The organism is candidate division KSB1 bacterium, from assembly GCA_024655945.1.
GTDB lineage: Bacteria > Zhuqueibacterota > Zhuqueibacteria > JANLFK01 > Oleimicrobiaceae > Oleimicrobium.
On sequence record JANLFK010000009.1, the window covers coordinates 41,971 to 64,897 of the forward strand.

Annotated in this window: 17 protein-coding genes; 14 read left to right on the forward strand and 3 right to left on the reverse strand. The window is 61.8% G+C overall.

Annotated elements, in window-relative coordinates; translation table 11 throughout:
* Positions 1 to 282: 282 nt before the first annotated feature.
* Entirely contained in the window at positions 283 to 1,518 is a 1,236-nt protein-coding gene (locus tag NUW13_11410; protein MCR4439629.1) for a hypothetical protein, read from the reverse strand.
* A gap of 117 nt (positions 1,519 to 1,635) precedes the next feature.
* Complete coding sequence (gene bfr, locus NUW13_11415) at positions 1,636 to 2,103, reverse strand: bacterioferritin (protein MCR4439630.1); 468 nt, start codon at positions 2,101 to 2,103, stop codon at positions 1,636 to 1,638.
* Positions 2,104 to 2,432: 329 nt separating this feature from the next.
* On the opposite strand from bfr, the gene NUW13_11420 reads away from it, so the two are divergent.
* The 4 genes from NUW13_11420 to NUW13_11435 all read left to right on the forward strand — a co-directional run bounded on the left by NUW13_11420 (position 2,433) and on the right by NUW13_11435 (position 10,615).
* Positions 2,433 to 3,182: a M48 family metallopeptidase gene (locus NUW13_11420; GenBank protein MCR4439631.1), complete on the forward strand. Its 750-nt coding sequence runs from the start codon at positions 2,433 to 2,435 to the stop codon at positions 3,180 to 3,182.
* 28 nt (positions 3,183 to 3,210) lie between these two features.
* The gene (locus tag NUW13_11425; GenBank protein MCR4439632.1) at positions 3,211 to 4,821 is read left to right on the forward strand and encodes a D-aminoacylase; all 1,611 of its coding nucleotides are present in this window, start codon (positions 3,211 to 3,213) and stop codon (positions 4,819 to 4,821) included.
* 81 nt (positions 4,822 to 4,902) lie between these two features.
* Positions 4,903 to 8,145: a S41 family peptidase gene (locus NUW13_11430; protein MCR4439633.1), complete on the forward strand. Its 3,243-nt coding sequence runs from the start codon at positions 4,903 to 4,905 to the stop codon at positions 8,143 to 8,145.
* Between the two features lie 364 nt (positions 8,146 to 8,509).
* On the forward strand, positions 8,510 to 10,615 hold the full coding sequence (locus tag NUW13_11435) for a sodium:solute symporter family protein (GenBank protein MCR4439634.1): 2,106 nt from the start codon (positions 8,510 to 8,512) through the stop codon (positions 10,613 to 10,615).
* 70 nt (positions 10,616 to 10,685) lie between these two features.
* Here the strand turns inward: NUW13_11435 and NUW13_11440 are convergent, their stop codons facing one another.
* Positions 10,686 to 11,018, reverse strand: coding sequence for a hypothetical protein (locus NUW13_11440; GenBank protein MCR4439635.1), 333 nt, complete (start codon positions 11,016 to 11,018; stop codon positions 10,686 to 10,688).
* Positions 11,019 to 11,146: 128 nt separating this feature from the next.
* On the opposite strand from NUW13_11440, the gene NUW13_11445 reads away from it, so the two are divergent.
* From NUW13_11445 to NUW13_11490, 10 genes are all read left to right on the forward strand, one after another.
* Positions 11,147 to 11,731 (forward strand): sigma-70 family RNA polymerase sigma factor, encoded by a 585-nt coding sequence (locus tag NUW13_11445; GenBank protein MCR4439636.1) that lies wholly within the window; start codon positions 11,147 to 11,149, stop codon positions 11,729 to 11,731.
* Positions 11,728 to 12,216 (forward strand): hypothetical protein, encoded by a 489-nt coding sequence (locus NUW13_11450; protein MCR4439637.1) that lies wholly within the window; start codon positions 11,728 to 11,730, stop codon positions 12,214 to 12,216. The genes NUW13_11445 and NUW13_11450 overlap by 4 nt, the downstream gene beginning before the upstream one ends.
* A 128-nt stretch (positions 12,217 to 12,344) precedes the next feature.
* Entirely contained in the window at positions 12,345 to 14,591 is a 2,247-nt protein-coding gene (locus tag NUW13_11455; protein ID MCR4439638.1) for a right-handed parallel beta-helix repeat-containing protein, read from the forward strand.
* Between the two features lie 267 nt (positions 14,592 to 14,858).
* Entirely contained in the window at positions 14,859 to 16,490 is a 1,632-nt protein-coding gene (locus NUW13_11460; protein ID MCR4439639.1) for a hypothetical protein, read from the forward strand.
* A gap of 7 nt (positions 16,491 to 16,497) precedes the next feature.
* Positions 16,498 to 17,328, forward strand: a complete 831-nt coding sequence (locus NUW13_11465) for a hypothetical protein (protein MCR4439640.1) — start codon at positions 16,498 to 16,500, stop codon at positions 17,326 to 17,328.
* 12 nt (positions 17,329 to 17,340) lie between these two features.
* On the forward strand, positions 17,341 to 19,587 hold the full coding sequence (locus NUW13_11470) for a TonB-dependent receptor (protein MCR4439641.1): 2,247 nt from the start codon (positions 17,341 to 17,343) through the stop codon (positions 19,585 to 19,587).
* A gap of 45 nt (positions 19,588 to 19,632) precedes the next feature.
* Positions 19,633 to 20,772: an amidohydrolase family protein gene (locus NUW13_11475; protein MCR4439642.1), complete on the forward strand. Its 1,140-nt coding sequence runs from the start codon at positions 19,633 to 19,635 to the stop codon at positions 20,770 to 20,772.
* Positions 20,773 to 20,934: 162 nt separating this feature from the next.
* Complete coding sequence (gene mgrA, locus NUW13_11480) at positions 20,935 to 21,927, forward strand: L-glyceraldehyde 3-phosphate reductase (GenBank protein MCR4439643.1); 993 nt, start codon at positions 20,935 to 20,937, stop codon at positions 21,925 to 21,927.
* Positions 21,928 to 22,108: 181 nt separating this feature from the next.
* Positions 22,109 to 22,411 carry a methyltransferase domain-containing protein gene (locus NUW13_11485; protein ID MCR4439644.1) on the forward strand — a complete coding sequence of 101 codons (303 nt, stop codon included), beginning with the start codon at positions 22,109 to 22,111 and terminating at the stop codon, positions 22,409 to 22,411.
* A gap of 159 nt (positions 22,412 to 22,570) precedes the next feature.
* Positions 22,571 to 22,900, forward strand: coding sequence for a hypothetical protein (locus NUW13_11490; protein ID MCR4439645.1), 330 nt, complete (start codon positions 22,571 to 22,573; stop codon positions 22,898 to 22,900).
* The last annotated feature ends 27 nt before the right edge of the window (positions 22,901 to 22,927 follow it).

The following is a 22,927-nucleotide window of genomic DNA, read 5'->3' on the forward strand; positions in this document are numbered from 1 at the left end:
GCCCGCGGTCTCGCCTCATTGCGCTTGACCGCCGGTTTCGATCCTAGGTAATGCGACCGGCTTTGCTCTTTGTGCTGAGCGCGCCGGTGGCAGTGGCGGTCACGCAGCCGATGACGCCGGTAGCGGCTGCAAGGTTTTATCTTGTGGCGCTTACCATCTTACCCCTGTTGCAGCGGGTAGTTTAAGATAAGCAGGAGCACCGCCCCGAGTCACCCTAGGCGGGAGAGCAGGCCACGGCCGGACACGGAGCCCCACGGCATACGGCAGACTACCCGTGGCGCCTCAGTCTTGCCCCAACAAGCCAAATTGCTTATGATACGCTTCTGGAACGGTCCTTTCTACCCAACGGTAGAAAGCCTGCGCGTCTTTGCCATCAAAGCCCTTGTCGCGCCACTGCTGCAGGCGGCGGCGGGCTTCGGCCAGCAGCTTTTCTTCCAGGGGGAGCAAGCGCTGCAGGATGCCTGTCCCTTGCTTGTTCAACAGCGCTGCCAAGTTCAGATAATTGCGCCCCGCGTCCCTGGTGAACGGAAAGCAACGCCCCTTCAGCGCCAGCGCGGCCGTGCACAGCGGCGCCTTTCCCTTGGCGTCGGCCACCAGCACCTTGGGAAGCTCCGGCCCTGCAGCTACCCACAGGGGGATCGCCACCGTGCAGAGCGGAAAGCCGAGCATCGTCCACATGGTAGTCAGAGCCGCCGGCTCACCCTGGCGCACACCCTGAACCACCACGCAGGAAGAAGAGCTGTAGCGCGGAATAAAATCGGCAAAGCTGACAAAGGCGGGTTGCTCATCGCTCTTCGGAAGATTCTGGGTCAGGTCCACGCCGGTGAGCCCGTGGCGCAGGCAGCGGCTCACCGCCCGCGTCATGAATTCCACGGTGAGGCCGTTGGCGAGGGAGGCCGTATAGAAAAGTTGCTCGGCGCTGGCGAAGCGGATCAAGCCATAGTCCTGTTTGCGCTCGCCGGTATAGGAGTAGTTCGTGCGAATCAGATAGCCGAAGGGCGCCACGACTGGATCGTTGGCGTCGAATTTGGTGAAAGAGTAGTTGCCCGTCTCAAAGTACGCGGCGCCACCCCGCGCGTCGATGACGCCAAAGTTCGCCTCCACTCCCAGCGGCTTGGGCAGCGTGCGCAGGAGCTGTTCAAAGTCGGCGACGGTGGCGCAACTCTGCAAGGCGCGCTTCATGAGCACCCCCTCCTGGTCCTTCAGCCTGGTCGTGTCGTTGACGTTCAGGTTGTAGGAGGCAGAGTTCATGATGGCAAAGCCGGCGCTGTTGCAGCCAACCCAGACCTCAGCACCTGTGGAGTCGGCAGCGTTGACCAGACCGATGTACGGGTAGCGGCCATCGGCAAAGTACACCAGCCGGCTTTCCAAGGCGTCGCTGTCGCGGTGCTTGAGGAGCAGAGGTCTGCCGTCTGGGGTGGCTTTGCCGGAGACGACGGCGGTGGTGCAAGCCGCTGCCGTCGCAGCGAACACCATGTTCAGCCCTGCGAGAAGAACCAAAATGTTGCGGTGCTTCATCGTCCTCTCCCTCAGTTGGAGAACGAGCGGTTGACGATAGAAAAAGGCAGGGGGTGACACACAGGCATGTCACCCCCAGTACAGTTCACCATTTGGTTGGATGGACGGCGTTGCGGCTCATCCGATCTTGTCGGCCAGGTAGTTCTGGATGCCCACTTGCTTGATCTGCTCGAGCTGGCTCTCGATCCAGTCGATGTGGGTCTCCTCGTCCTTGAGAATGGACTCCAAGAGCTCGCGTGTCCCAAAGTCGCCCACCTCGCCTGCCAACTTGATGCTCTCGCGGTAGCCGTCGATGGCCGCCTTCTCCGCCTGCCAGTCGTTCTGGTGCTGCTTTTCCACCTCTGCGCCGATGTGCATGGGGTGCAGCTTGCTGACGATGGGGGTGCCTTCCAAGAAAAGGATGCGGCCGATCAGCTTCTCCGCATGGCGCATCTCCTCGATGGCCCGCTTCTCGATGGCTTCATGGAGCTTCTGGTAGCCCCAATCGTCGTTCATCTCCGAGTGAACCATGTACTGGCTGATGGCAGTGAGCTCCTCAGCCAGCCGCGCGTTGAGCGTGGCAATGATTTTTTCGTCGCCTTTCATGTGAGGCCCTCCCGGTCTGGAACTTCGTAGTACACTTCCAAGTCTCTGGCTCAATTAGCTGCATGCGCCCGGCGTGCCTGCCAGGTACGCTCGGCATCCTTGTGCCTGTTCAATTATAGCAAATCGTCAGGAACAAGTCAAGCTGTTTGTGGCGCAGGAAGGCGTCGGGTCGGTGAGCAGCTTCGGCGCAGGAGCGGGTGGTCAGGGCAGCGTGCTCGACCCGCAAAGAAGGGGGTGGGCAAGGAATTTTTCTATTGCGTTTTTCCCGGCAATTCCGTAGACTATAGCCAGTTTGCCACGAGGAGTTTGCAGCATAGATTCTGGAGCTCATGGAGGACGACCTGCACATCTTGCACCTTTCTGGTTGTGCGGTGCGCTGTCGGGTGCGGCGGCACCGCCGGTCCGGCCACTTTCGCCTAACTGTGCGTCGGGACGGCGTGGTGGTGATCAGTGTGCCCGGGCGCCTGTCGCGCGAGGAGACCAGGAAGCTGGTGCGCGCGCACGAAGGGTGGATCTTGCGTCGTCTCTCCCTGCTGCGGGAACGCCAGCTTGCTTTTCCCCCCTTCAGGTTGGAGCAAGGCGCGGCCTTGCCCCTCTGGGGTCAAGTGTATCGCTTGCACTTGGAGCGTGAGCCGACGCTCCTCTGGCCCCGCTGGCGCTGTGCCGATGGCCGGCTGGTAGTCTCCGCCAGCGAGCTGAGTACGCCCATCCTCTGCGGCTGCGTGGTAGGCTGGTACAAGGCGATGGCGCGGCGACATCTGCGGGGGCGCATTGCCTACTGGGCGGGCCGCATGGAGGTGGCGCCGCGGCGGTTCGCCGTCAAGAACCAGCATTCTCTGTGGGGAAGCTGCTCGCGAAAGGGCAACCTCAACATCAACTGGCGCATCATGCTCCTCGCGCCGGAGGTGGCGGACTACTTGCTGGTCCACGAGCTGGCCCACCTGCGCGAAGCGAATCACTCGCCCCGCTTCTGGGCGCTGGTGGCAAGGTTTTGCCCGCGCTACCGGCACCTGCGGCGGCAACTTGCCTCGCTCAACCATTGGCTCGGCTTTCCGGAGGCGATGTTCATCGAGTGTTGAAGAACAGGCTATGCGGAGAATCACGCTCATGCTCAGGAAGAAGCTCCTTGCGTTGTTGGTCGCAGCGGTGGCACTGACCTCGCTGAGCTGCAACTTGCTCAGCCGGCGGTACAGCCTGCTTATCAAGTCCGGGATGATTCTGGACGGGAGCGGCGGCCCAGCATTCCAGGCTGACATCGGCGTCATTGGCGGGCGGATTGCGGAAATCGGCACCATCCGAAACGCACAGGCCGAGCACACCATGGATGCCGCCGGCCTCTATGTGGCGCCGGGGTTCATCGACGTGCACACGCACACGGACCGGGACATTGCCGAGCACCCGGACGTGCTCAACTACCTCCTGCAGGGAGTCACCACCGTGGTGGGAGGCAACTGCGGCGACTCCGAGTACCCTTTGGCAGAGCTCTTTCACACGCTGGAAGAGGAGGGAATTGCGATTAACTTTGCTTCGCTGGTGGGACACAACACGATCCGCCACATAGTGTTGGGCGATAGCGACAAAGTGGTCACGCCTGAAGCATTGGCCAAGATGAAGGAGCTGGTGGACCAGGAGATGCGCGCTGGAGCGATCGGCTTAAGCACCGGGCTCGCCTATGTGCCCGGTCGTTTTTCGAGCACCGAGGAGATTATCGAGCTCGCGAGGGCGGTGCAGCCCAATGGCGGCATCTACGCCACACACCTCCGCGACCAGGGACAGGCGATCAGGCAGGCCATAGAGGAGGCGTTGCGCGTCGGCAAGGAGGCGGGCGTGGCGGTGCAGATCTCGCACATCAAGCTCGCAGACGAAGCGGTGTGGGGTAGCTACGAGCTTATCACCCAGCCGGTGGAAGCGGCGCGCGCCGCCGGAGTTGCGGTGTGGCTGGACCAGTACCCCTACACGGCGACCAGCTCGGGTTTTGCCAGCAGCTTTCCTGCCTGGGCGGTGGAAGGTGGTCACGAGGCGTTTGTGGAGCGGCTCAAGGACGCCGCCACCTACGCGCGCATCAAGAAGGCGCTCATTGCCAGGCGCCTGACCTCGCAGCGGGGCATCGACAAGGTGGCGGCCATCTACATCGCCCGGGACAAGAACCACCCGGAGTACGAGGGAAAGAATCTGGCGGAGATACTCGCCCTGCGGGGAAAGCAGCCGACGGTAGCCAACGCTGCCGACTTGATCATCGAGCTTGAGCGTGACGACCAGCCCAGCGCCATCTTCTTCCAGATGGCTGAGGAGGACGTGGTCGCGCTCATGAAACTGCCCTACACCATGATTGCCTCAGACGGCGGCATTGCCGTGCCGAGCACCGGTTCACCGCATCCGCGGGCTTATGGCACTTTCCCGCGCGTCCTGGGGCGCTACGTGCGCGAACAGGGCGTGCTTTGCTTGCCGGAGGCGGTGGCCAAGATGACCAGCCAGCCTGCCCGGGCCATGGGCTTTGCAGACCGCGGGGCGATCAAAAAGGGCTACTGCGCCGACCTGGTGGTGTTTGACCCCGCCCAGGTAGAGGACTGCGCGACGTTTGCCAACCCTCACCAGTACCCGAGGGGGATCCGCTACGTGGTGGTCAATGGCAAGATTGCCGCGCAGGATGGGGAGATTCGCATCCGCGATGCGGGCCGTGTGCTGTATGGCAGAGGGCGAACGGGCGCGGCACACTGACGTGCCGTCACGTCCCGTTGCCACCAGAGGGTGAGTTATGCGAAGTTGCCGGAGTAATGCGTCAAGCAATGGAGGGTCGCCATGAAGAGAGTGCTCGTCTCTTGGATCGTTTTGCTCATCACGGCAACTATGTCCCACGCCGCCATCGAAGGGCGCTTCATGCAGTACCCCGACATCCGCGGCGACAGGATCGTCTTCACCTTCGAGGGGGACTTGTGGACCGTGCCGGCAAGCGGCGGCCTGGCCATGCGCCTCACCAGCCACCCGGGCAACGAGTTCTCCGCCAAATTCTCCCCGGATGGGCAGTGGATCGCCTTTTCGGCCAACTACCAGCGCGGGCCGAACGTCTACCTCATGCCCATCGACGGCGGCACGCCCAAGCGCCTCACCTACCGCGGCCAGGCACAGGTGGTCACCTGGACGCCCGACAGCAAGAAGATTGTCTACCGCGCCAGCTTTGAGAACACCTTCCGCCCCATCGTCAAGCTCTTTGCCGTCTCTATCGACGGAACCTATCCGGAAAGACTCCCGGTGCCCAGGGGCATCCTCTGCTCGTTCTCGGCCGATGGCAGCAAGATGGTCTACAACCCGCGCGGCCGGGAAGAGTACTACTGGAAAAGGTACAAGGGTGGCCAGTACCCGGACATCTGGCTCTATGACTTTCGCAGCAAGGAGTTCCGCAAGCTCACCAACTACGTGGGCAAGAATGCCTACCCCATGTGGATTGGGGAGGCGATGTACTACGTCTCCGACCAGGGCGAAAATGGCATTGCCAATATCTATCGCTATGACTTTGCCTCAGGCCAGATCACTCAGGTGACCAACTATACCGACGTGGACGTGCAGATGCCATCCACCGACGGGCGCTCCATCGTCTACCTGCACGCCGGCTACCTGCACGTGCTGGATCTGGCGTCAGGGCAGAGTCGGCGCGTGGAGGTGCAAATCCCCACCGACGGCTGGCAGCTTGCGGAGCGAACCATCAACCCCAAGGACTATATCCACAGCATGTCCATTAGTGCCGACGGCAAGACGGCAGTGTTCGAGGCGCGAGGCGACGTGTTCACAGTGCCGGCCGAGGAAGGACAGCAGGCGCGCAACCTCACCAACAGCCCGAGCACGCGCGAGCGCTACCCGCAGTTGTCCCCGGACGGAAAGTGGCTGGCCTTCTTCTCCGACCGCAGCGGCGAGTATGAGCTCTACCTCCTGGACATGCAAAACGAGGGCCCTTGGCGCCAACTGACCGATGGCCTGCGCACCACGGTCTACCACCTGGAGTGGTCGCCGGACGGCAGCAAGATCCTGTTCGGCACCAAGGACTTTTGCATCTACTACGTGGACGTAAAGACAGGGCAGCTCACCAAGGTCGCCTGCTCCAACCAGCTCAAGAACGACGAGTTCTATTGGGAAATTAGCGACTACTGCTGGTCGCCGGACAGCAAGTGGATTGCGTACTCATTCGTGCAGTACAACCGCAATAGCAAGATCTTCCTCTACAGCCTCGAACAGAAGAGCAGCTACCCGGTGACCGACGAGTTCTACGATTGCCTGAACCCCTCCTTTGACCCTGAGGGGGAGTATCTGTACTTTCTTTCCTACCGCAACTTTGACGCGCGCATGGATGTTTTCGAGGACAACCATGTGATCCCCAATCCGGTCAAGGTGATGTTGGTGCAGCTCAAGGCCGGGCAGAAGCCGCCCTTCGAAAAAGGCAGCGAGGCGGAGCAGAAGAGCCCCGCGCCGTTCCGCATTGACATAGAGGGCATCGGCGAACGCATCTTTTCCGTGCCGGTAGAAGCGGGCAACTACTTCTACCTGAAGGCAGGGAAGGGCTACCTCACCTGGGTAGCCAGCCAAGGGTTTGGGGAGGATGAGTACGACCAAATCCTTACGCCCAAGGGGGATGCGCGCTGGCTGCTGCACATCTTTGACGTGGCCGCCGGCAAGGAGGTGGTCATCGACAAGAAGATCAGCGACTGGCGTCTGTCCGTGCAAGGGGAGCACATGCTGGTGCGCAAGGGCAACGAGTACTTTGTCACCACCCCGGGCAAGGCCTACTCGGCAAAGGACCTTGGCCAGAAACTGAACTTGGAGCAGATGAGCTATCGCGTGCAGCCGCGCAAGGAGTGGGAGCAGATCTTCTCGGACACCTGGCGGTGGTATCGCGATTTCTTCTACGACCCAGGCATGCACGGCCGCGACTGGCAAAAAATGGGCGAGTTCTATCGGTCGTATGTGCCGCAGCTCCGCTCGCGCGAGGACCTGAACTGGCTGCTCTCCCAGATGGTGGGCGAGCTCTGCGTGTCGCACACCTACATCTCCGGCGGCGATAGGGGCCCGCTGCTGCCTCCCGAGGACCCGACGTTCCCCGGCCTGTTGGGCGCGGAGTTGGAGCCGTCGACGAGCGGCTACTATCGTTTCGCGCGTATCTTTGGCCCCACGGACTATGACCGAGACTTGAAAGGACCGCTTGTGCGGCCCGACATTGACCTGAAGGAGGGGGACTATCTCATCGCCATCAACGGCAGGGAAGTGCGCGTTCCGGAGAATCCCTACCAGTACCTGCAAATGACGGCCGGGCAGAAGGTGAAGGTGACCGTAAACCGGCGTCCTTCTGCAGTGGGGGCCGCCACCTATGAGGTGGAGCCCGTGCGCTCGGAAAACAGCCTGCGCTACAATCGCTGGCTTGCCGATAACATCAAGAAGGTGCTGGCGGCGAGCAATGGCGAGCTCGGCTACATGCACATCACCGCCATGGGCTCCGGCAACACGGCGCAGTTCGACAAGTTTTGGAGGGCCTTCCGCTACAAGAAGGGGCTGATCATCGATGTGCGCGGCAACGGCGGCGGCTGGACGGAGTACTTTCTCATCGACAAGTTAGAGCGCAAGATGGTGGCCTACAACTGCCTCAAGGAGATGGTGCCGTTCCGCTACCCGGGCAGCGCGTCCAACGCCCACCTGGTCGTGTTGACTAATGAGTACAACGGCTCGGATGGCGAGGCTTTTGTGGAGCATTTCAAGGCCAGGAAGTTGGGCACGGTGATCGGCACGCCTTCCTGGGGTGGGTTGGTGGGCATCGTCAACGGCCAGACCACCATTGACAACGGGCTGGTGCACCAGTCCAACAATGCCTTCTATGGCCGCGAGGGCACGTGGTGGGTCGAAAACCACGGCGCTGACCCCGACATCCTCGTGGAGAACGACCCGGCTTCGGAAATGGCTGGCCACGACAAGCAACTGGAAACGGCCATCGCTTTCCTGTTAGAGAAAATCAAGACCGAGCCGTTTGTCTTCCCGGAAAAGCCGGCCTATCCGAAGAAGTAAAAGGAGGGGCCTGATAGCGGTTGGGTGAATGGGCTGCCGGACGAGACCATGCTGGCTAGGGCTCGTTCTGGAGGCCAAAAGCAATCCTTAGCGGGAGCGCGCGGCGCGTCCGGTTCTCAGGGTGAGCGCTCATGAGCCCAATGCCGAGACAGAGTTTGAGCTGGCCTTTGGGTGCTGGCTGACTACCCAGAAGCGCTGCGAGATGTTGCTCAGGTCGAGCGCGATCGCCGAACTCTTGCTGAGATATGGACATCGAAAACCTTGTGAGATCCTCAAACGCTCGTGAGCTTCGCCATACCGTGTTCGGATTGGAGATAGACAGGCACAGTAACGCAAATCGACAGGGTCAGGAAGAGGAGGCAGCGTGAATTTCCTTGGATTGCATCTTCTCGATTGGGCGATCATCATCGTCTACTTTTCCACCATGGTCCTCATCGGCACCTGGACGCGGCGGAGAGTCAAAAACACCCGCGATTTCTACCAGGGAGGCCGCAGCTTTGGCAAATTCCTTACTACGGCGATGCACTTTGGCACCATTACCAGTGCTGACCAGGCGGCTGGCGTGGCGCGGGAGATCTACCGCCAGGGGCTCTCCGGCATGTGGTTTCAGAACCTCCCTCTGCTGTTCACCCCATTTTATTGGTTCGTCTCGATTCTCCAACGCCGTGCGCGCTATGTCGGGCCGGGCGACATCTACCTGCACCGGTTCGAGAGCAAGTTCTTGGCGGCGCTGTTTGCGCTCTATATTCTGCTCAGCGCCATTTACGGCGGTTCCATCGGATATTTGCTCACCGGCAAGACCCTGCAGGCGATGATGGTCAAGCCCGAGAGCGAATACACCGTGGAGGAGCGGCGCAGCGTCGCCGAGTTCAACGAGCTGCAGACCATGCTGCAGAAGCAGAGCTACGGCGACCTCACCGCAGAAGAGAAAGAGCGCCTGACGGTTCTGCAGGAGAAGCTGAAGCGCAACGAGCTTCACGCCTACATCTCCTATCTCAACATGGACGTGTTCTACGTGGTCTACGCGTTGATTGTGGGCAGCTACACGGTGTTGGGGGGTCTGTTTGCGGCGGTGCTCAACGATGTGATTCAGAGCATGTTGATTCTCATTCTCTCGTTCTTGTTGCTGCCGGTGGGGTTGCACGCCCTTGGCGGCTTCCAGGGCCTGCACGCGCGGGTCCCGGACTATATGTTCGAGATCTTTGGCAGCGCGGCCACCAGCGAGTACACCTGGTACTTTGTGCTGGCCATGGTGACCATCAACCTCATCATCCTGCCGCCGCGCAATTTCACCTATGGTGGTTCGCCCAAAGACGACTTTTCTGCCCGCATGGGGATGGTCACCGGCGCCTTCATCAAGCGCTTCGCGATGATCGGCTGGGCGCTGACTGGCCTCATTGCTGTCGGGTTGTATCGCGGCCAGCTTTCTGATCCGACGAATATTTGGGGACACATGACCCGCGACCTCTTGGGAGTCGGCTTTGTCGGCCTGATGATTGCCTCCATCATGGCCGCGAACATGTCCTCCATCAGCGCCAGCAGCCTGGAATGGTCGGCTGCGTTCACGAAGAACATTTTCCTGCCCTTAGCGCCGCGCGCCAGCGAGAAGCTGCAGGTGATTGTCGGGCGCATCGTCATCTTCGTGGTGCTGGGCTCGACTATCTACTTTGCCCGCATGGTGGACGACATCTTTGTAGTTTTCAAATACGTGCTCTCGGTGGGCACCATCATCGGGCCGGCGTTGTGGTTGGTGTACTTCTGGCGGCGGCTCACCACCAAGGCGGTGGTGGTGCAGATGCTGCTGTCCATCATGCTCACGGTAGTGGTGCCGAACGTGGTGCCGGCCATCAACAACAACCGCGAGAACCCACGTCTGACGGTGCAGACCCATGAGCGCGTGGAGACCATCCGGGTGAAGGCGGTGGCCGAAGATGTGGCAGCAGGCAGGGCCGAACAGGTGGGGCAGCTCATCGACAAGCAGAAGGTCAATCCGCCGGTGGGCGTGTTCTACGAGACGGTGGTGCGCAAGAACCCAGACGACCCCAACTCGCCGCTGGTGGGACAGGGCATCTTTCGCGTCCAACTGTATCTGATCTCGCTGCTGGGATTCGACTTGCGGGCGCTGTCCAAACCGCAGCTTGCCACGCTGTCGTTCGTTTTCGACATCATCTTTCCGTTCGTGGTCTTGTTCCTGGTGAGCCTGGTCGCCAAGCCGAATTCGGAGAAGGTGCTGCGCGAGTTCTACGCCTGCGTGCACACGCCGGCCGTTGCCGACATCGAGGAGGACACGCGGCGGGTACGCGCAGCCATCGAGAATCCGGAAATCGTGGAGCGCAACAAGCTCTTTCCGGGCACGAACTGGGAGTTCTGGAAACCGACCAAGCAGGACATCTGGGGGTTTGTCATCTGCTGGCTGCTGGTAGGGGCCATTATTGGCCTCTACCTGGTGGTGATGGGGATAGGCGCCTGAGTCGACGCACCTCCGCGGCGGAGGCCGGCCGTCAGCGCGGCGGCTGGCCTCCCTGGGCGGACATCCGGCTTCAAACGCGGCCTTTTTTGGCGAGCAGGTAGGAGACGACCAGCGCCCCGCCCGCCAGCACGACGCAGGAGGTGAGCGTCGCCTCGGGTTGCATGTCGTCCGGCACCAGGAAGAAGCCGATGATCAGGCCCAGGCCGATGGCGATGAGCACCAAGGCCCATTTGAGCGCCGAGGCCGCTGCCACCTCGCCGCGAAGGAGTTGCGCGAGGTCCTGGCCGGTCAGGCCCTTGTCGATGGCCATGCGGCGCGTCTTGTTGTCTGCCACCACTTTCACGATCCAGACGACGCTGGCGAAGAAGGCAACGACCACCACCATGGGCATGAGGTATTCCATTCTTCGTTCCTCCTTGTCTTTCTGGGTTATTCTTTGCGCGCCTCATTTGACCGACATGCAGGGGAAATGTTGCACCATTGCGCCATGAGGTGCAACATCCCATCAAGTTGCCGGTCGAATTAGATGCGATGAGGAGCCGAGAACAGGCCTTAGGCGCGTCAGAGCTTGTGGCAAGGGTTCTGGCAGGTGACCGCTCTGCCTTTCGCCTGCTGGTGGAGGAGTACGAAGGGCTGGTGGGGCACATTGTCTTCCGCATGGTCAAGGAGCCCGAAGACCGCCAGGACCTTTGCCAGGAGGTCTTTCTGCGCGTGTATCGCCACCTCCCGGAGTTCCGCGGCGACTGCAAACTCTCCACCTGGATTGCGCGGATTGCCTACAACAGCTGTTTGAACTGGCTGCAGAAGAAGAGGCCGCAGCTCTACGAGCGGAGCGCAGCAGATGGACCTTCGCTCGACGAGCTCCCCGCTCCTCATCCTTCGCCAGAGGAAGCCGCCACCCGGCAAGACCTGCGCGAACGCCTGGAGCAAGAGATTATGGCACTGGCAACCCCCTACAGGACAGTGCTGACCCTCTACCACGTGGAGCACATGAGCTATGCGGAGATTGGCAGGGTGATGGGTCTGCCGCAAGGCACAATAAAGAGCTACCTCTTTCGCGCCAGGAAGCGGCTTAAGGACCGACTGTTGGCCCGCTATGAACGGGAGGAGCTATGAGCGAGCACCTCACTGACCGGCAACTGCAACAATGGCTCGAGGAGGGAGCGCCAGAAGAGGGAGACGTGGCTCGTCACCTCGCTTGCTGTCGGCGCTGCTCAGCCCAGGCGCAGGCTTATCTGCGTCTGTGGGGCGACTTGGCCGTGCCGCCGGCGGTCTGCCTGCCGGAGGACTTTGCGCGACGGGTGGCGGCGCAAGCCACGCCAAGGAGCACATGGGCCGCAAGGGTGGCTGCGCTGCTGGGCCTGTTGGCTTATGCCGGGATTGGCTGTCTGGCGGCCTGCTACTACAAACTCCATCTTTTCATGTGGGCAGCCTTTGCTGCCGCCTGGTCGGCTGCGCAGCACCTTTTCGGTTCTTTCAGGCATCTTTCGCTCGCCAGCCCCTTCTGTCCGCAGCAGTTTGTGTTGCTGGCCATAGTGGCCGCGGTGCTGCTCACCGTAGGTCTGCTGGACCGCCTCCTTTCCCGCTTGATTTTGAAGTGAAGTGTCCTCCGGCCAGATCCGCAAAGAAAACAGTTGCATTTTCCCCCTCAAATGCGTACCATTTGTCCAGCCCTGAGCTGCGCGGGCTCGGACTTGCTGCTGGCACGGCGTGAAGCCTTGGAGGAATCATGCGAAAATTGTCGTTGTGCGTTGTCTTGTTCTTTTCTGTGCTCATGACCCTGGGCTGCCAGGAGCGCACCCGTCGTCCGCTTGCGCTCTACATCTCGCCACAGGGCAACGATGCCTGGTCGGGCCGGCGGCCCAGTGCCAATGCGGCCCCGAGTGACGGGCCCTTTGCCACGCTGGCGCGGGCACGGGAGGAGATCCGGGCGCTGCGCCGTGCGGGGCAGTTCCCTGCGCATGGGGTGAGGGTCTTTCTGCGCGGCGGGGACTATGCCCTGGCCAGCACTTTCGAGCTCACGGCCGAAGACTCTGGAAGCGTCGCCGGACGAGTAGTCTGGGCCAGCTACCCAGGCGAGACGGCGCGACTGGTGGGCGGCAGGCCACTCAGCGGCTGGCGGAAGGTGGATGATGGGCGCGTTCTTGCCAGGCTCAACCCTGAAGCAAGGTCACACGTCCTAGCGGTGGACCTGCACGCCTTGGCGATCAGCGAGGTGGGGCGGCGCCAGCGCTCAGGGATGGGACTTCCGGAAGTTCCCGCGCCGCTAGAACTGTTCTTTCGCGGGCAGCGAATGACCGTGGCCCGCTACCCAAACGAGGGGTGGCTGCGCATTGTGGAGGTGCCGCAGCACGGGCCGCGCTTGCTGTATGAGGGTGTAGCACACACGCCCAAGGATGGCCTGCCGCGCGGCCGCCACTATGGCCGCTTCGTCTACCCAGGGGACCGGCCCGCCCACTGGCAGCCGCAGGAGGTGTGGATGCATGGGTTCTGGTCCTGGGATTGGGCGGACGCCTATCTGCCGGTGGGCCGCATCGACACGGCCCGCCACGAGATCTATCCCGCTGAGCCGCACCACCATTATGGCTACACCAAGGAGCAGCCCTTCTACTTCCTGAACGTGCTCGAAGAATTGGACGCACCGGGGGAGTACTACGTGGAACCAGACAAAGGGATGCTTTACTTCTGGCCGCCAGAAGAAGTCCGGCCTGGCGACCTGTGGGTCTCAGAGCTGGCTGAGGACATGGTCAGACTTTCGACCACGGCCTTTGTCTCCCTCGAGGGGCTGGTCTTCGAGTTCACGCGGGGCAACGCAGTGCGCATCACTGGCGGGCATGACAACGTGCTGGCCGGGTGTGTCGTTCGCAACATTGGCAACAGTGGCGTGACCGTGAGCGGAGGGGTGCGCAACGGTGTGCAAAGCTGCGATATCCACGACACGGGAGATGGAGGGATCCGGCTGATCGGTGGAGACAGACTTTCGCTGCTCCCTGCGTCTCATTTTGCCCTCAACAACCACATCTACCGGATTAGCCGCATTAACCTCACCTACCGTGATGCCATACGGGTGGAGGGCGTGGGCAATCATGTAGCGCACAATCTTGTTCATGATGCCCCGCACGAAGCGATCTACTTCAACGGCAACGAGCACGTCATCGAATACAATGAGATCTATGACGTGGTCAAGGAGACGGGCGACGCTGGAGCAATATATGGCGGACGCGACTACACCTGGCGCGGTACGGTGGTCCGCTACAACTTCATTCACGATCTGCACGGCCCCGGTCTGTTTGGGGTGATGGGAGTCTACCTGGACGATTTCATGAGCGGCACGGCCGTGGTGGGCAATGTGTTCTATCGCGCCGGCAGGGCGGTCTTTCTCGGCGGAGGGAGGGACAACCTGGTGGAGAACAACGTGTTCGTTGACTGCCAGGCCTCGGTGCACATCGATGCACGGGGCCTCACCTGGGCCCGCAACTACTTCGACGGCGGGTACACGTGGCTGACCGACCGCATGCGCGACGTCAACTACGACCAACCACCCTTCAGCACGCGCTATCCGGAGCTCCTGGGCTACTATGCGGACAATCCGGCAGTGCCGCGCGGCAACAAGGTGCTGCGCAACGTCTCCGCCGGAGGCACCTGGCTGGATATCGAAGACGGGGTGGACCCGGGCCTACTGGAAATGCGCGACAACGTCATCGCTGACCCCGTGCTCTGCTACTGGCGCGGGCCGGAGGTGAAGGATGCTCCCACAGGCACCGTGTACAAGAACGACGACCCGCAGTTCCGCGAGGAGCTCGCAGGCAACGCGATCTTGGAAGGAGACCCAGGTTTCGTGGCCAAAGAACGCGGCGATTTCCGGTTGCGCAAGGGTTCCGTAGCCTTGCAAAGAGGATTTGTCAATCCGCCGATAGAAGAGATCGGGCTCTATCGCGATCGCTTCCGTCGCCACCTGCCGGAGAAGGGTCGCTGAGGCGTTGCTGGGCAAGTGGGAAACTTCGCGAGATGGACGAAGACACTGGCCTTGGGGCTCCGAGCCAGATGGAGCTTTCGCGTAAGCGGCACCGGGTACCTGATGGAGGCAAAATCTTCTGTGCGAGCCGTCACACCGGGGGAGCGGCAGCTTTCGTACCTTGCCAGTGGCGTCAGGGGAAAGGGATCGGAGTCACACGAAGGAGACTGGCGATTGGAACGAGCGCATCCCCGGACTGAAAACAGACTGCTGACAGGGTGGCGACAGATGGGGCTTGTTGTCCTGTTCTCTTCCCTCTGTGCGGCCACGCACCTTTGGGCGCGGATTGACCGGCCCTACGAGCCGACGGTGGTGGCCGGAGATTCGTTGCTTGCGGCAGCGATGCTGCCCGTCGCTGATGTGCGCCTTTGGGCATATCGGGCCGAAGAGGACCAGTGGCAGGCGATCCCTTTTCAGATCGACGAGGTGAATCCGCGGGTGCGGCCGTGGGACCGCTACTTTGTGGCCGAAGATTCGCTCCTCGGCATCCTGGACCTGGACGATGAGCTCGTGCTCATGGCCAGAGACCTCGGCGACAGAGCCGATAGCACGCAATGGCCCGCCACAGGCGACTCCTTGCGCTTTGAGCTGGCCTTCTTCGATTCGTTGGACGGCACAATGGGGTATGCTTATCTCTACTGGCAAGGGCCGCAGACGGGCGTGCCGAACCCTTACGGCCTGGCCTATGACAGCTTGCAGGACAGGGTCTCCAACACCAACTATCAGGTTGGCTTCAACGCCACAGGCCAGCTCGCGGACGTGGTCATTTCCCGCGAGGTAGGCGGCTCGGGCGTCGACCTTTTCGACCGCTTCAAGGTGCGGGCAATCGGGTCCTTTCTCATTTTCCCAATCTACATGGACGAGGAGCTGATCAGGGCAGAACAATGGTACGCCCGCGTGGGGCCGGTCCGCATCATCCGCAATCTCAATGGTCGTTTCCAAGGAAAGATTGCCTTGGTTGATGTCGACCAGCCGTTTACCCAAACCGTCTTCTTCTACCCCTATTCTGGTTCTTTCGAGTTGGCCGCCTTGCCCCTGGAGCAGGCTAAGGACTTGGGCGTGACGGTGTCCGTGCTGCGCGCCTCTTGGGACATGAGTCCAAGTGCCGCGGGCATGCGCTTCTACAGCGCGCGCAACACGGCCGGCGTACCCGTGGACGGTATCAAGGACCAGGTCGACCCTGCCTGCAGCCCTGGTCAGTTGAACTGGACGTTGGTTACGGGTGCCGCCGGCACGATGGTCAATCTTTTCCATGTGCCACAGTTGGGAGACCGAATTGGGTTGTACTACTACGATGCCACCGACGGCAAGACCGCGGACGGGAGCGCCCTGTCCAAAGACACGGGGGACATGCTCTCCTATGGGGACAACGGCTTTCTCCTTTCGGGCAACATCCAGAACTACTTTGCCCCAGGCGCGACCTTCAGCGTGGTCTACCGCAACTATTTCTTGCCGCCGGGTTTTTCGCCCGAGCAGGCGGCTCGTTTGTGTGAGCAGGCGGCGCATCCTTTGCGGGTGACGGTCTCCTTGCAGCGACGTTGGGCTTCCCCCAGTGCCGTGGCCGCCAGTTCCAACGAGGGCCCGGCGGAGCTTGCCCTTGCTGCCTATCCCAACCCAGTGCACGCGACTACCGTATTGTCCTTCAGACTCGCGCGGCGCAGCCGGGTGGTGCTTGAGGTTTATGACGTCGCGGGCAGGTGCATGGCGCGCATCGTTGATGAAGAGTTGCCGCCTGGCCTGCACCATCGTCCCTGGTACGGACGCGATGGCGCAGGCAGGCAGGTGCCATCAGGACTGTACTTTGCGCGCTTAGCTGCGGATGGGGCGGGAGGTGTGACGAAGTTGCTTCTGGTGCGGTGAGGCCGCGATGCGGCGAGGAATCGGCAAAGGGATCCTCCTTGGGGCGGTGGCAGCCTTTGTCGGCTGTCAGGTGGACCACGGCCTATACCCGGTGGACTATGAGATCCGTGGCAACGTCATCTTCTTTGCCGGGCAGCCACCGGCAAACACCGATCGCGTCGAAGTGTTCGCCCTCAAGGAGTTTCCCCCCAAGGACCCGCAGAACTTGCTCTACGCGGGTCAGTCAGGGGCGCTGAACTATAGCATAGGCGACAGCGTTCCCTACGCAATTCAGGTGTCGCCCACGTCATACGAGCTCGCAGGCGTGGTCTGGAAGGAGAAGGGATCTGGCTGGAACCTGACCGGGCTGATGGGAATCTACACGGGTAGCTTGCACTCGTTCCTCCCTGCTACGGTGCAAGTCTCCAAGGAGAACCCAGTGGCGGAGGGGATCGACATTTACGCCAACTGGGAAGTGGTGACCAAGGACGCCGCTATTTCCGGGCGGATACGGTACGCCGGTGAGTGGCCCGCGCAGACCTCCATGGTGCTGCTCGCCGTCTACCGCGTGAAGCCCACCTCAGAGTTCCAGCACTTCTTGTTTGAGAACGTCGACTACTCTCAGCCGGTGTTCGTGGACTCTTCCTCCTATCGTCTTCGCGTGAGCGCGGGCGGGTACAACTATGTGGTCCTGTTCTGGGTGCCGAAGAAGATGAGCAGCCTTGCCGACCTGGTGACCTTGGGTTTCTACGCCGATCCGGCTGAACCTGCGCGGCCGGGGACGGTAATCGTCTCCAGCGGAGGGCAGGCGAGGGACGTGGACATCCAGGTGGATTTTTCCGGCGTGACTTTTCCCTGAGAGGTCCCCACCATGACGATCCGCCTGAGGCATGACCTGCGCTGCCTTCGTCACTTGGCCAGAGGAGGCCGGGTTGCCGTTGGCCGGTGGCGGATGGTTGGAGCTCTGGCGCTGCTCGTGGGCCTTTCTGCCCCCGCGAGGGCAGGGGAAGTCGGGCGGATCGCCGGGAGCGTGACCGACGCCCTTGCCAAGAAGCCTCTTCCCGGGGTGAACGTGCAGGTGGAAGGAACCTTCCTCGGTGCCAGTACCGATGCGCAGGGTAGCTTTGTCATCGCCAAGGTGCCCCCAGGTATTTACACCGTGCGCGTCTCCATGATCGGGTACCGCCTTGTTCGCCTGACCGGCGTGGTAGTCCTGCCAGGGGTGACGACCTCCGTGACGGCCGCGTTGGAGCAGACTGTGGTCGACTTGAATCCTGTGGTCGTCACCGCCGACAAAGGAGAGCGTCCCCTGGATCAGACGGCGAACAGCATCGCCGTGGTCGGAGCGCGGGAAATTCGCGCCCGGCAGGCCCTGCGCGTGGACCAGGTGTTGGAAATGGTCCCCGGGGTGAGTTTTGTGCGAGAGCAGGTCAACATCCGGGGCTCCACTGGCTTCACCTTGGGGGCAGCCAATCGCACGCTGCTCCTTGTGGACGGCGTGCCGGTGATGGCGAGCGATACCGGCGAGTTCAATTGGGACCTGCTGCCGGTGCTGGACATCGAGCGGATCGAAGTGGTCAAAGGCGCCGGCTCCGCGCTGTGGGGATCCGCTGCCTTGGGCGGAGTGATCAACATCATCACCAAGGCTCCCAGCGAAGAGGGGCGAGTAGGGGTGCGAGTGGTGGCAGGCGAATACGGCCAGCCCCGCTACGAGGAGTGGCGGTGGACGGACACGCCCTTGGTTTTTGGCCGCGCGGACCTCAGCTACAGCCGCAAGTTCGGGCGGCTGGGTGTGCGCCTTTCCGCCGGCCGCCACGTCTCCACCGGCTACACGGAGGTGGGCGACTTTCGCCGCTGGAATGTCACCGGTAAGCTTACCTACGCCTTGTCCGGCGGCTCGAACTTGACCCTGTACGGTGGCTACAACAACAACCTGACCGGCATCTTCGTAGGGTGGGACGATCCGCGCCATCCGTTCCAGGTGCGGCCTTCTAATCGCAACAGCCGCGCAAAGATCCAGATGGCCAACTTCTACGCCCGTTACAACCTGGTGCTTTCCCCCAAGGCCGCCCTCAAGTTCCGCCTCTCCTACCTGATGACCCTGATGGGCAGCCAATTCGTCACCACCACCGACTTTAACCCGGCGCACGGCTGGGGAGCCGAGGTGCAGGGCGACCTGCTGCCAGCGCGCCAGGTAGCGATCACCTACGGCTGTGAGTGGCGCCGGGACACGGGCAGCACCAAGTACTTTGGCGAGCACCAGGGCTACACGGTGGGGCTGTACGGGCAGAGCGAATTTCGTCTCTTTCAGGGGAGGCTGAGCATTACGCCGGGCCTTCGCTACGATCGCTACCAGCTCATCGGTGGGGTGGCGCAGGCGCTGCTCAGCCCGCGACTGGGCTTCAATTGGCGACCACACGCCAACACGGTGCTGCGCGCCTCTGCTGGGAGTGGCTTTCGGGCCGCCACCATCGCCGAGCGCTACCTTGATTTTGAGAACCGCAGCGTCATCGTGCAGGCAAATCCCGAGCTGCGCGCCGAGACCTCTTGGTCCTACGAGCTGGGCTGGCGGCAGTACCTTATTCCCGACTGCTACTTGGAGGTGGCGGCGTTTCGCACCGATTTTCACGACCTCATCGAGGTTGATTTGCGGCAGAGCCAGATCGAGTTGGGCCAGGAGAGCAAGGTGAGCGTGCGTTTTCGCAACTTGGTGCAGGCGCGCGTGCAAGGCGTGGAGCTGGCCACCTCAGGCCGCTGGTGGCAGCGGCGAGTGGGCCTCAACGCATGGCTGACCCTGATGGGGCCAAAGGACTTGACCAGCGGGGAACTGCTCGCCTACCGACCCAAGCTGATTGCGCACCTCATGCCTTCGCTTCGCATGGGCGCGTGGGAGTTGCAGGCCGAATACCGCTACGCCAGCCGCATGGAAGCCGTCAAGCTCTTCCGCTATGATGAACGAGTGCCCCAGAAGATATGGAACTTTCGTCTCATCTGGCATCTGGGGAATCTGCAAGTGCACGCTGCCGTGAACAATGCCCTGGACTACTACTACACGCAGATCGAGCGCACCATGGGGGAGATTCGCAACTTTGCACTGGGCCTGAGCGGTGAATTCTGACGTCTGCAGGCGCTTGAATCGCGGAGGATGACCATAGGCAGGGGAATGCCACGATCCTTTTCGCCCACAGACGTAATCGATATTCATGTGCACATAGCCGGCCCCGCGGGCGAGAACGAGAAGATGTACTACGTCTCCGAGGAGTTCAAAAGGTCCACCTCCTTCGAGGGGGTCAAGCTGGTGACCAAGCTGCGCGAAGAGCAGATTACCGGTCCGCGCTATGTGAGCGTGCTCTTCAGCCAGGTGCGCGAGTCGCGTCACGTGGACAAAGCGGTGCTGCTGGCGTTGGACGCGGTCTATGGCGAAGACGGCCACCTGCGGCGCGAGGCAACGCATCTCTACGTGGCCAACGACTACTGTGCAGGACTGGCGCGCATCTATCCGGTGTTCCTTTTCGGCTGCTCGGTGCATCCCTACGCCCCAGATGCGCTGGAACGTCTCTGGTACTGCGCCCGAGACGGAGCAGTGCTGTGCAAGTGGCTGCCCTCCGCTCAGTGCATTGACCCCACGCACCCGCTGGCGGAGCGCTTCTATCGCGCCTTGGCCCTGCTTGGCCTGCCGCTTCTCATGCACGTGGGTCCTGAGGAGACCATCCCTACGGTGCTGGACACGACGGATGAGCTCCTTTTCAACGCTGCCGCCGGGCGCTACGGCTCGCGCCCTGGCGACGGCATTTCGCTCGCTTTGCAGAACGGGGCCACGCTCATCGTGGCGCATGCAGCCACGCCGCTCGGCCCGCTCTTTGACCGGCACAACGAGTACTGGGAGCAGGTGTTTGCGCTTCTTCTTGAGCGCGTGGCGCAGGTCGCCGCCCATGTGCCGCTATACGCGGACATGTCGGCTTTCTGCCTCCCGGGCAGATTCGAGTACGTCGCCCAGGTGCTCCCTTTGGCCAGGAGGATGCCGCATCGCTTTCTCTACGGGAGCGACTATCCCATACCCGTGATCTCCTTCCGCAAGAAGGGGCTCGGCGCGCTGCTGGATGCCTTCGGCTGGCTGGCAGGCCGCGCCCTGCCGGTCAACGACTTTGACAAGAGCTTTGAACTCTTGCGCGTGCGGTTCCCCATGGAGACCTTCACCTCGGCCGCAAGAGTGCTCCGTGCACCTGACCGGCCGATGCCCGAGCTTGATGCTTACCTGCGCCGACTGGGGGTCAAGAGGAGGAAGTTCTTCCTCTTCGGTTGATGTGCCCGGCGCATGAGAGTCCTTTTCCGACCATCCACGCGCAGGCACAAACGGCATTTCGCGAGGCTCCGGCCCCACTATTGTGCGGATTCTCGGAGCAAGTCAGGTAGAACGAAGTGAGCGACTATCCGGGCAACGCCTGGGCCCATGCGGAGGGAAGAGATGGTAACAGACGCAAGCCGCTACGACAGGATGACCTACCGCCGGTGTGGCAAGAGCGGGCCGAAGCTCCCGACCGTTTCGTTGGGTCTGTGGCATAATTTCGGCGAAGTGGATGACCTTTCCACCGCCCGTGCCATCATCTTGCGCGCGTTGGACCTTGGCATCACCCACTTTGACTTGGCCAACAACTACGGTCCCCCGCCGGGGAGCGCCGAGGAGAATTTCGGCAAGATCCTCCGTCAAGACCTTGCTGGCCATCGCGACGAGCTGGTCATCTCCACCAAGGCCGGTTACTTCATGTGGCCTGGTCCGTACGGCGAGTGGGGCTCGCGTAAGCACCTGCTGGCCAGCCTGGACCAAAGCCTCAGGCGGCTGCAGTTGGAATATGTGGACATTTTCTACAGCCATCGCTTCGACCCCGAGACGCCGCTGGAAGAGACCATGGGCGCGCTGGCGCACGCCGTGCACCAGGGGAAGGCGTTGTACGTGGGCATCTCCAACTATGGTGTCGATCAGACACGTCAGGCTGCAGCACTCCTCGAGCAGATGGGTGTCCGCTGCCTGATTCACCAGCCGAAGTACAACATGCTCGACCGACGGGCCGAAGAGGGCCTTCTCGCTACCCTTGAGGAGCTCGGCATTGGGTGCATCGCCTTTTCGCCTTTGGGGCAAGGGTTGCTGAGCGATCGCTACCTGCACGGGATTCCGCCTGATGCGCGGGCTGCCAAGCCGCATGGCTCCCTTCGGCCGGAGCAGCTTACGGAGGAAACGCTGGCCAAGGTGCGCCGCCTGGATGAGATTGCCAAGCGCCGCGGGCAGAGTTTAGCGCAGATGGTCCTCGCCTGGGTGTTGCGGCATCCGCACATGAGCTCTGCCCTGGTTGGCGCGAGCAAGGTTGCGCAACTTGAGGCCAATGTTGGCGCGCTGCGCAACCTACAGTTTTCTCTTGAGGAGCTCAAGAGCATAGACCGTGTCTTGGGGTGCGGAGCCTGAGCATTGGGTGCAGATTGGCCACGGCATCCGGCAGTTCCCAATCCGGCGCGGGACACGGGAGCGCGATTCGCCCGAGGACGAGCCCAATCTCCTTTGTCCTCCGACCGGCCAAGCCGAGTCCGGGGGACTGCTGAAAAGGCATAGTGCCTTGTGCCCAAGATGAAATCGGAGGTGGAGCGCAATGGCCTGCGGAGCGGAACGGAGCAGTGGGCAGGAGTGGGAACGGTATGCCAAAGGCAAACCTATTCTGCCCGGACCGCGCTGGTCGAACATCGCAGAGTATACTTCTGCGGCCTATGATCGCCAGGTCCAGCAGATGCTGGACGAGAATCTGCTGCCCGGGTACACCGTGCTGGACATCGGCTGCGGCGACGGCCGGTGGGTGGAATATCTCCTGCGGCGAGGCGTCCATTGCGTTGGAACTGACCTGCTCCTTTCAAATGCGAGGGCGACCTGCGCCAGGACAAAATCGGCCTCCGGGTGAGCGCTGGCGGTGGTGGCCGATGCGACCCACCTTCCTTTCAAGCCTCATAGCTTCCATGCCCTCATCTCTTTCGGCCTGCTCGCACATTTTCGGAACCACGTGCCTGTGCTGGAGAGCTGGACCAGGCTTCTGCACGAAACCGGGAGGGTGGTCCTCTCCGTGCCCAACGGCCGCCGCAAGGATTGGGCCGTCTACGAGGCGCTCCACCAATTGCTTCTCCACCGAAAGCTGATGCGTTTCTATCCCACGCTGCGAGGTCTTGTTTCGCGCTCCTACGGATACGAGGAGCGCTGGACGCCGGCCTATTTTCGCCAGTTGTGCCGGTGGGTCGGCTTCCGGGAGGTGGAAATCGATGGGCTGTTCCTCCTCCCGCCCTTGTTTTTCCATCCTTTTGGAGACCGGATTCCCCCCGCCCTTTTCCGGCGCATGGCCCGCACGCGGCGCTCATCACAGTGGGGGCTCTACCTCTTTGCGATGGCAAGGCGGTAAGCGTTGCCTCCTTGCGACGACAAGTCC

Excerpts from the sequence above, each read along its gene's own strand:
- NUW13_11425 (MCR4439632.1), top strand. The coding sequence starts at position 3,211 with ATGCTCAGGAAGAAGCTCCTTGCGTTGTTGGTCGCAGCGGTGGCACTG.
- NUW13_11450 (MCR4439637.1), top strand. The coding sequence starts at position 11,728 with ATGAGCGAGCACCTCACTGACCGGCAACTGCAACAATGGCTCGAGGAG.
- NUW13_11465 (MCR4439640.1), top strand. The coding sequence starts at position 16,498 with ATGCGGCGAGGAATCGGCAAAGGGATCCTCCTTGGGGCGGTGGCAGCC.
- NUW13_11445 (MCR4439636.1), top strand. The coding sequence starts at position 11,147 with ATGAGGAGCCGAGAACAGGCCTTAGGCGCGTCAGAGCTTGTGGCAAGG.
- NUW13_11460 (MCR4439639.1), top strand. The coding sequence starts at position 14,859 with ATGGGGCTTGTTGTCCTGTTCTCTTCCCTCTGTGCGGCCACGCACCTT.
- NUW13_11440 (MCR4439635.1), bottom strand. The coding sequence starts at position 11,018 with ATGGAATACCTCATGCCCATGGTGGTGGTCGTTGCCTTCTTCGCCAGC.
- NUW13_11410 (MCR4439629.1), bottom strand. The coding sequence starts at position 1,518 with ATGAAGCACCGCAACATTTTGGTTCTTCTCGCAGGGCTGAACATGGTG.
- NUW13_11470 (MCR4439641.1), top strand. The coding sequence starts at position 17,341 with ATGACGATCCGCCTGAGGCATGACCTGCGCTGCCTTCGTCACTTGGCC.
- NUW13_11430 (MCR4439633.1), top strand. The coding sequence starts at position 4,903 with ATGAAGAGAGTGCTCGTCTCTTGGATCGTTTTGCTCATCACGGCAACT.
- NUW13_11475 (MCR4439642.1), top strand. The coding sequence starts at position 19,633 with ATGCCACGATCCTTTTCGCCCACAGACGTAATCGATATTCATGTGCAC.
- mgrA (MCR4439643.1), top strand. The coding sequence starts at position 20,935 with ATGGTAACAGACGCAAGCCGCTACGACAGGATGACCTACCGCCGGTGT.
- NUW13_11485 (MCR4439644.1), top strand. The coding sequence starts at position 22,109 with ATGGCCTGCGGAGCGGAACGGAGCAGTGGGCAGGAGTGGGAACGGTAT.
- NUW13_11420 (MCR4439631.1), top strand. The coding sequence starts at position 2,433 with ATGGAGGACGACCTGCACATCTTGCACCTTTCTGGTTGTGCGGTGCGC.
- NUW13_11455 (MCR4439638.1), top strand. The coding sequence starts at position 12,345 with ATGCGAAAATTGTCGTTGTGCGTTGTCTTGTTCTTTTCTGTGCTCATG.
- bfr (MCR4439630.1), bottom strand. The coding sequence starts at position 2,103 with ATGAAAGGCGACGAAAAAATCATTGCCACGCTCAACGCGCGGCTGGCT.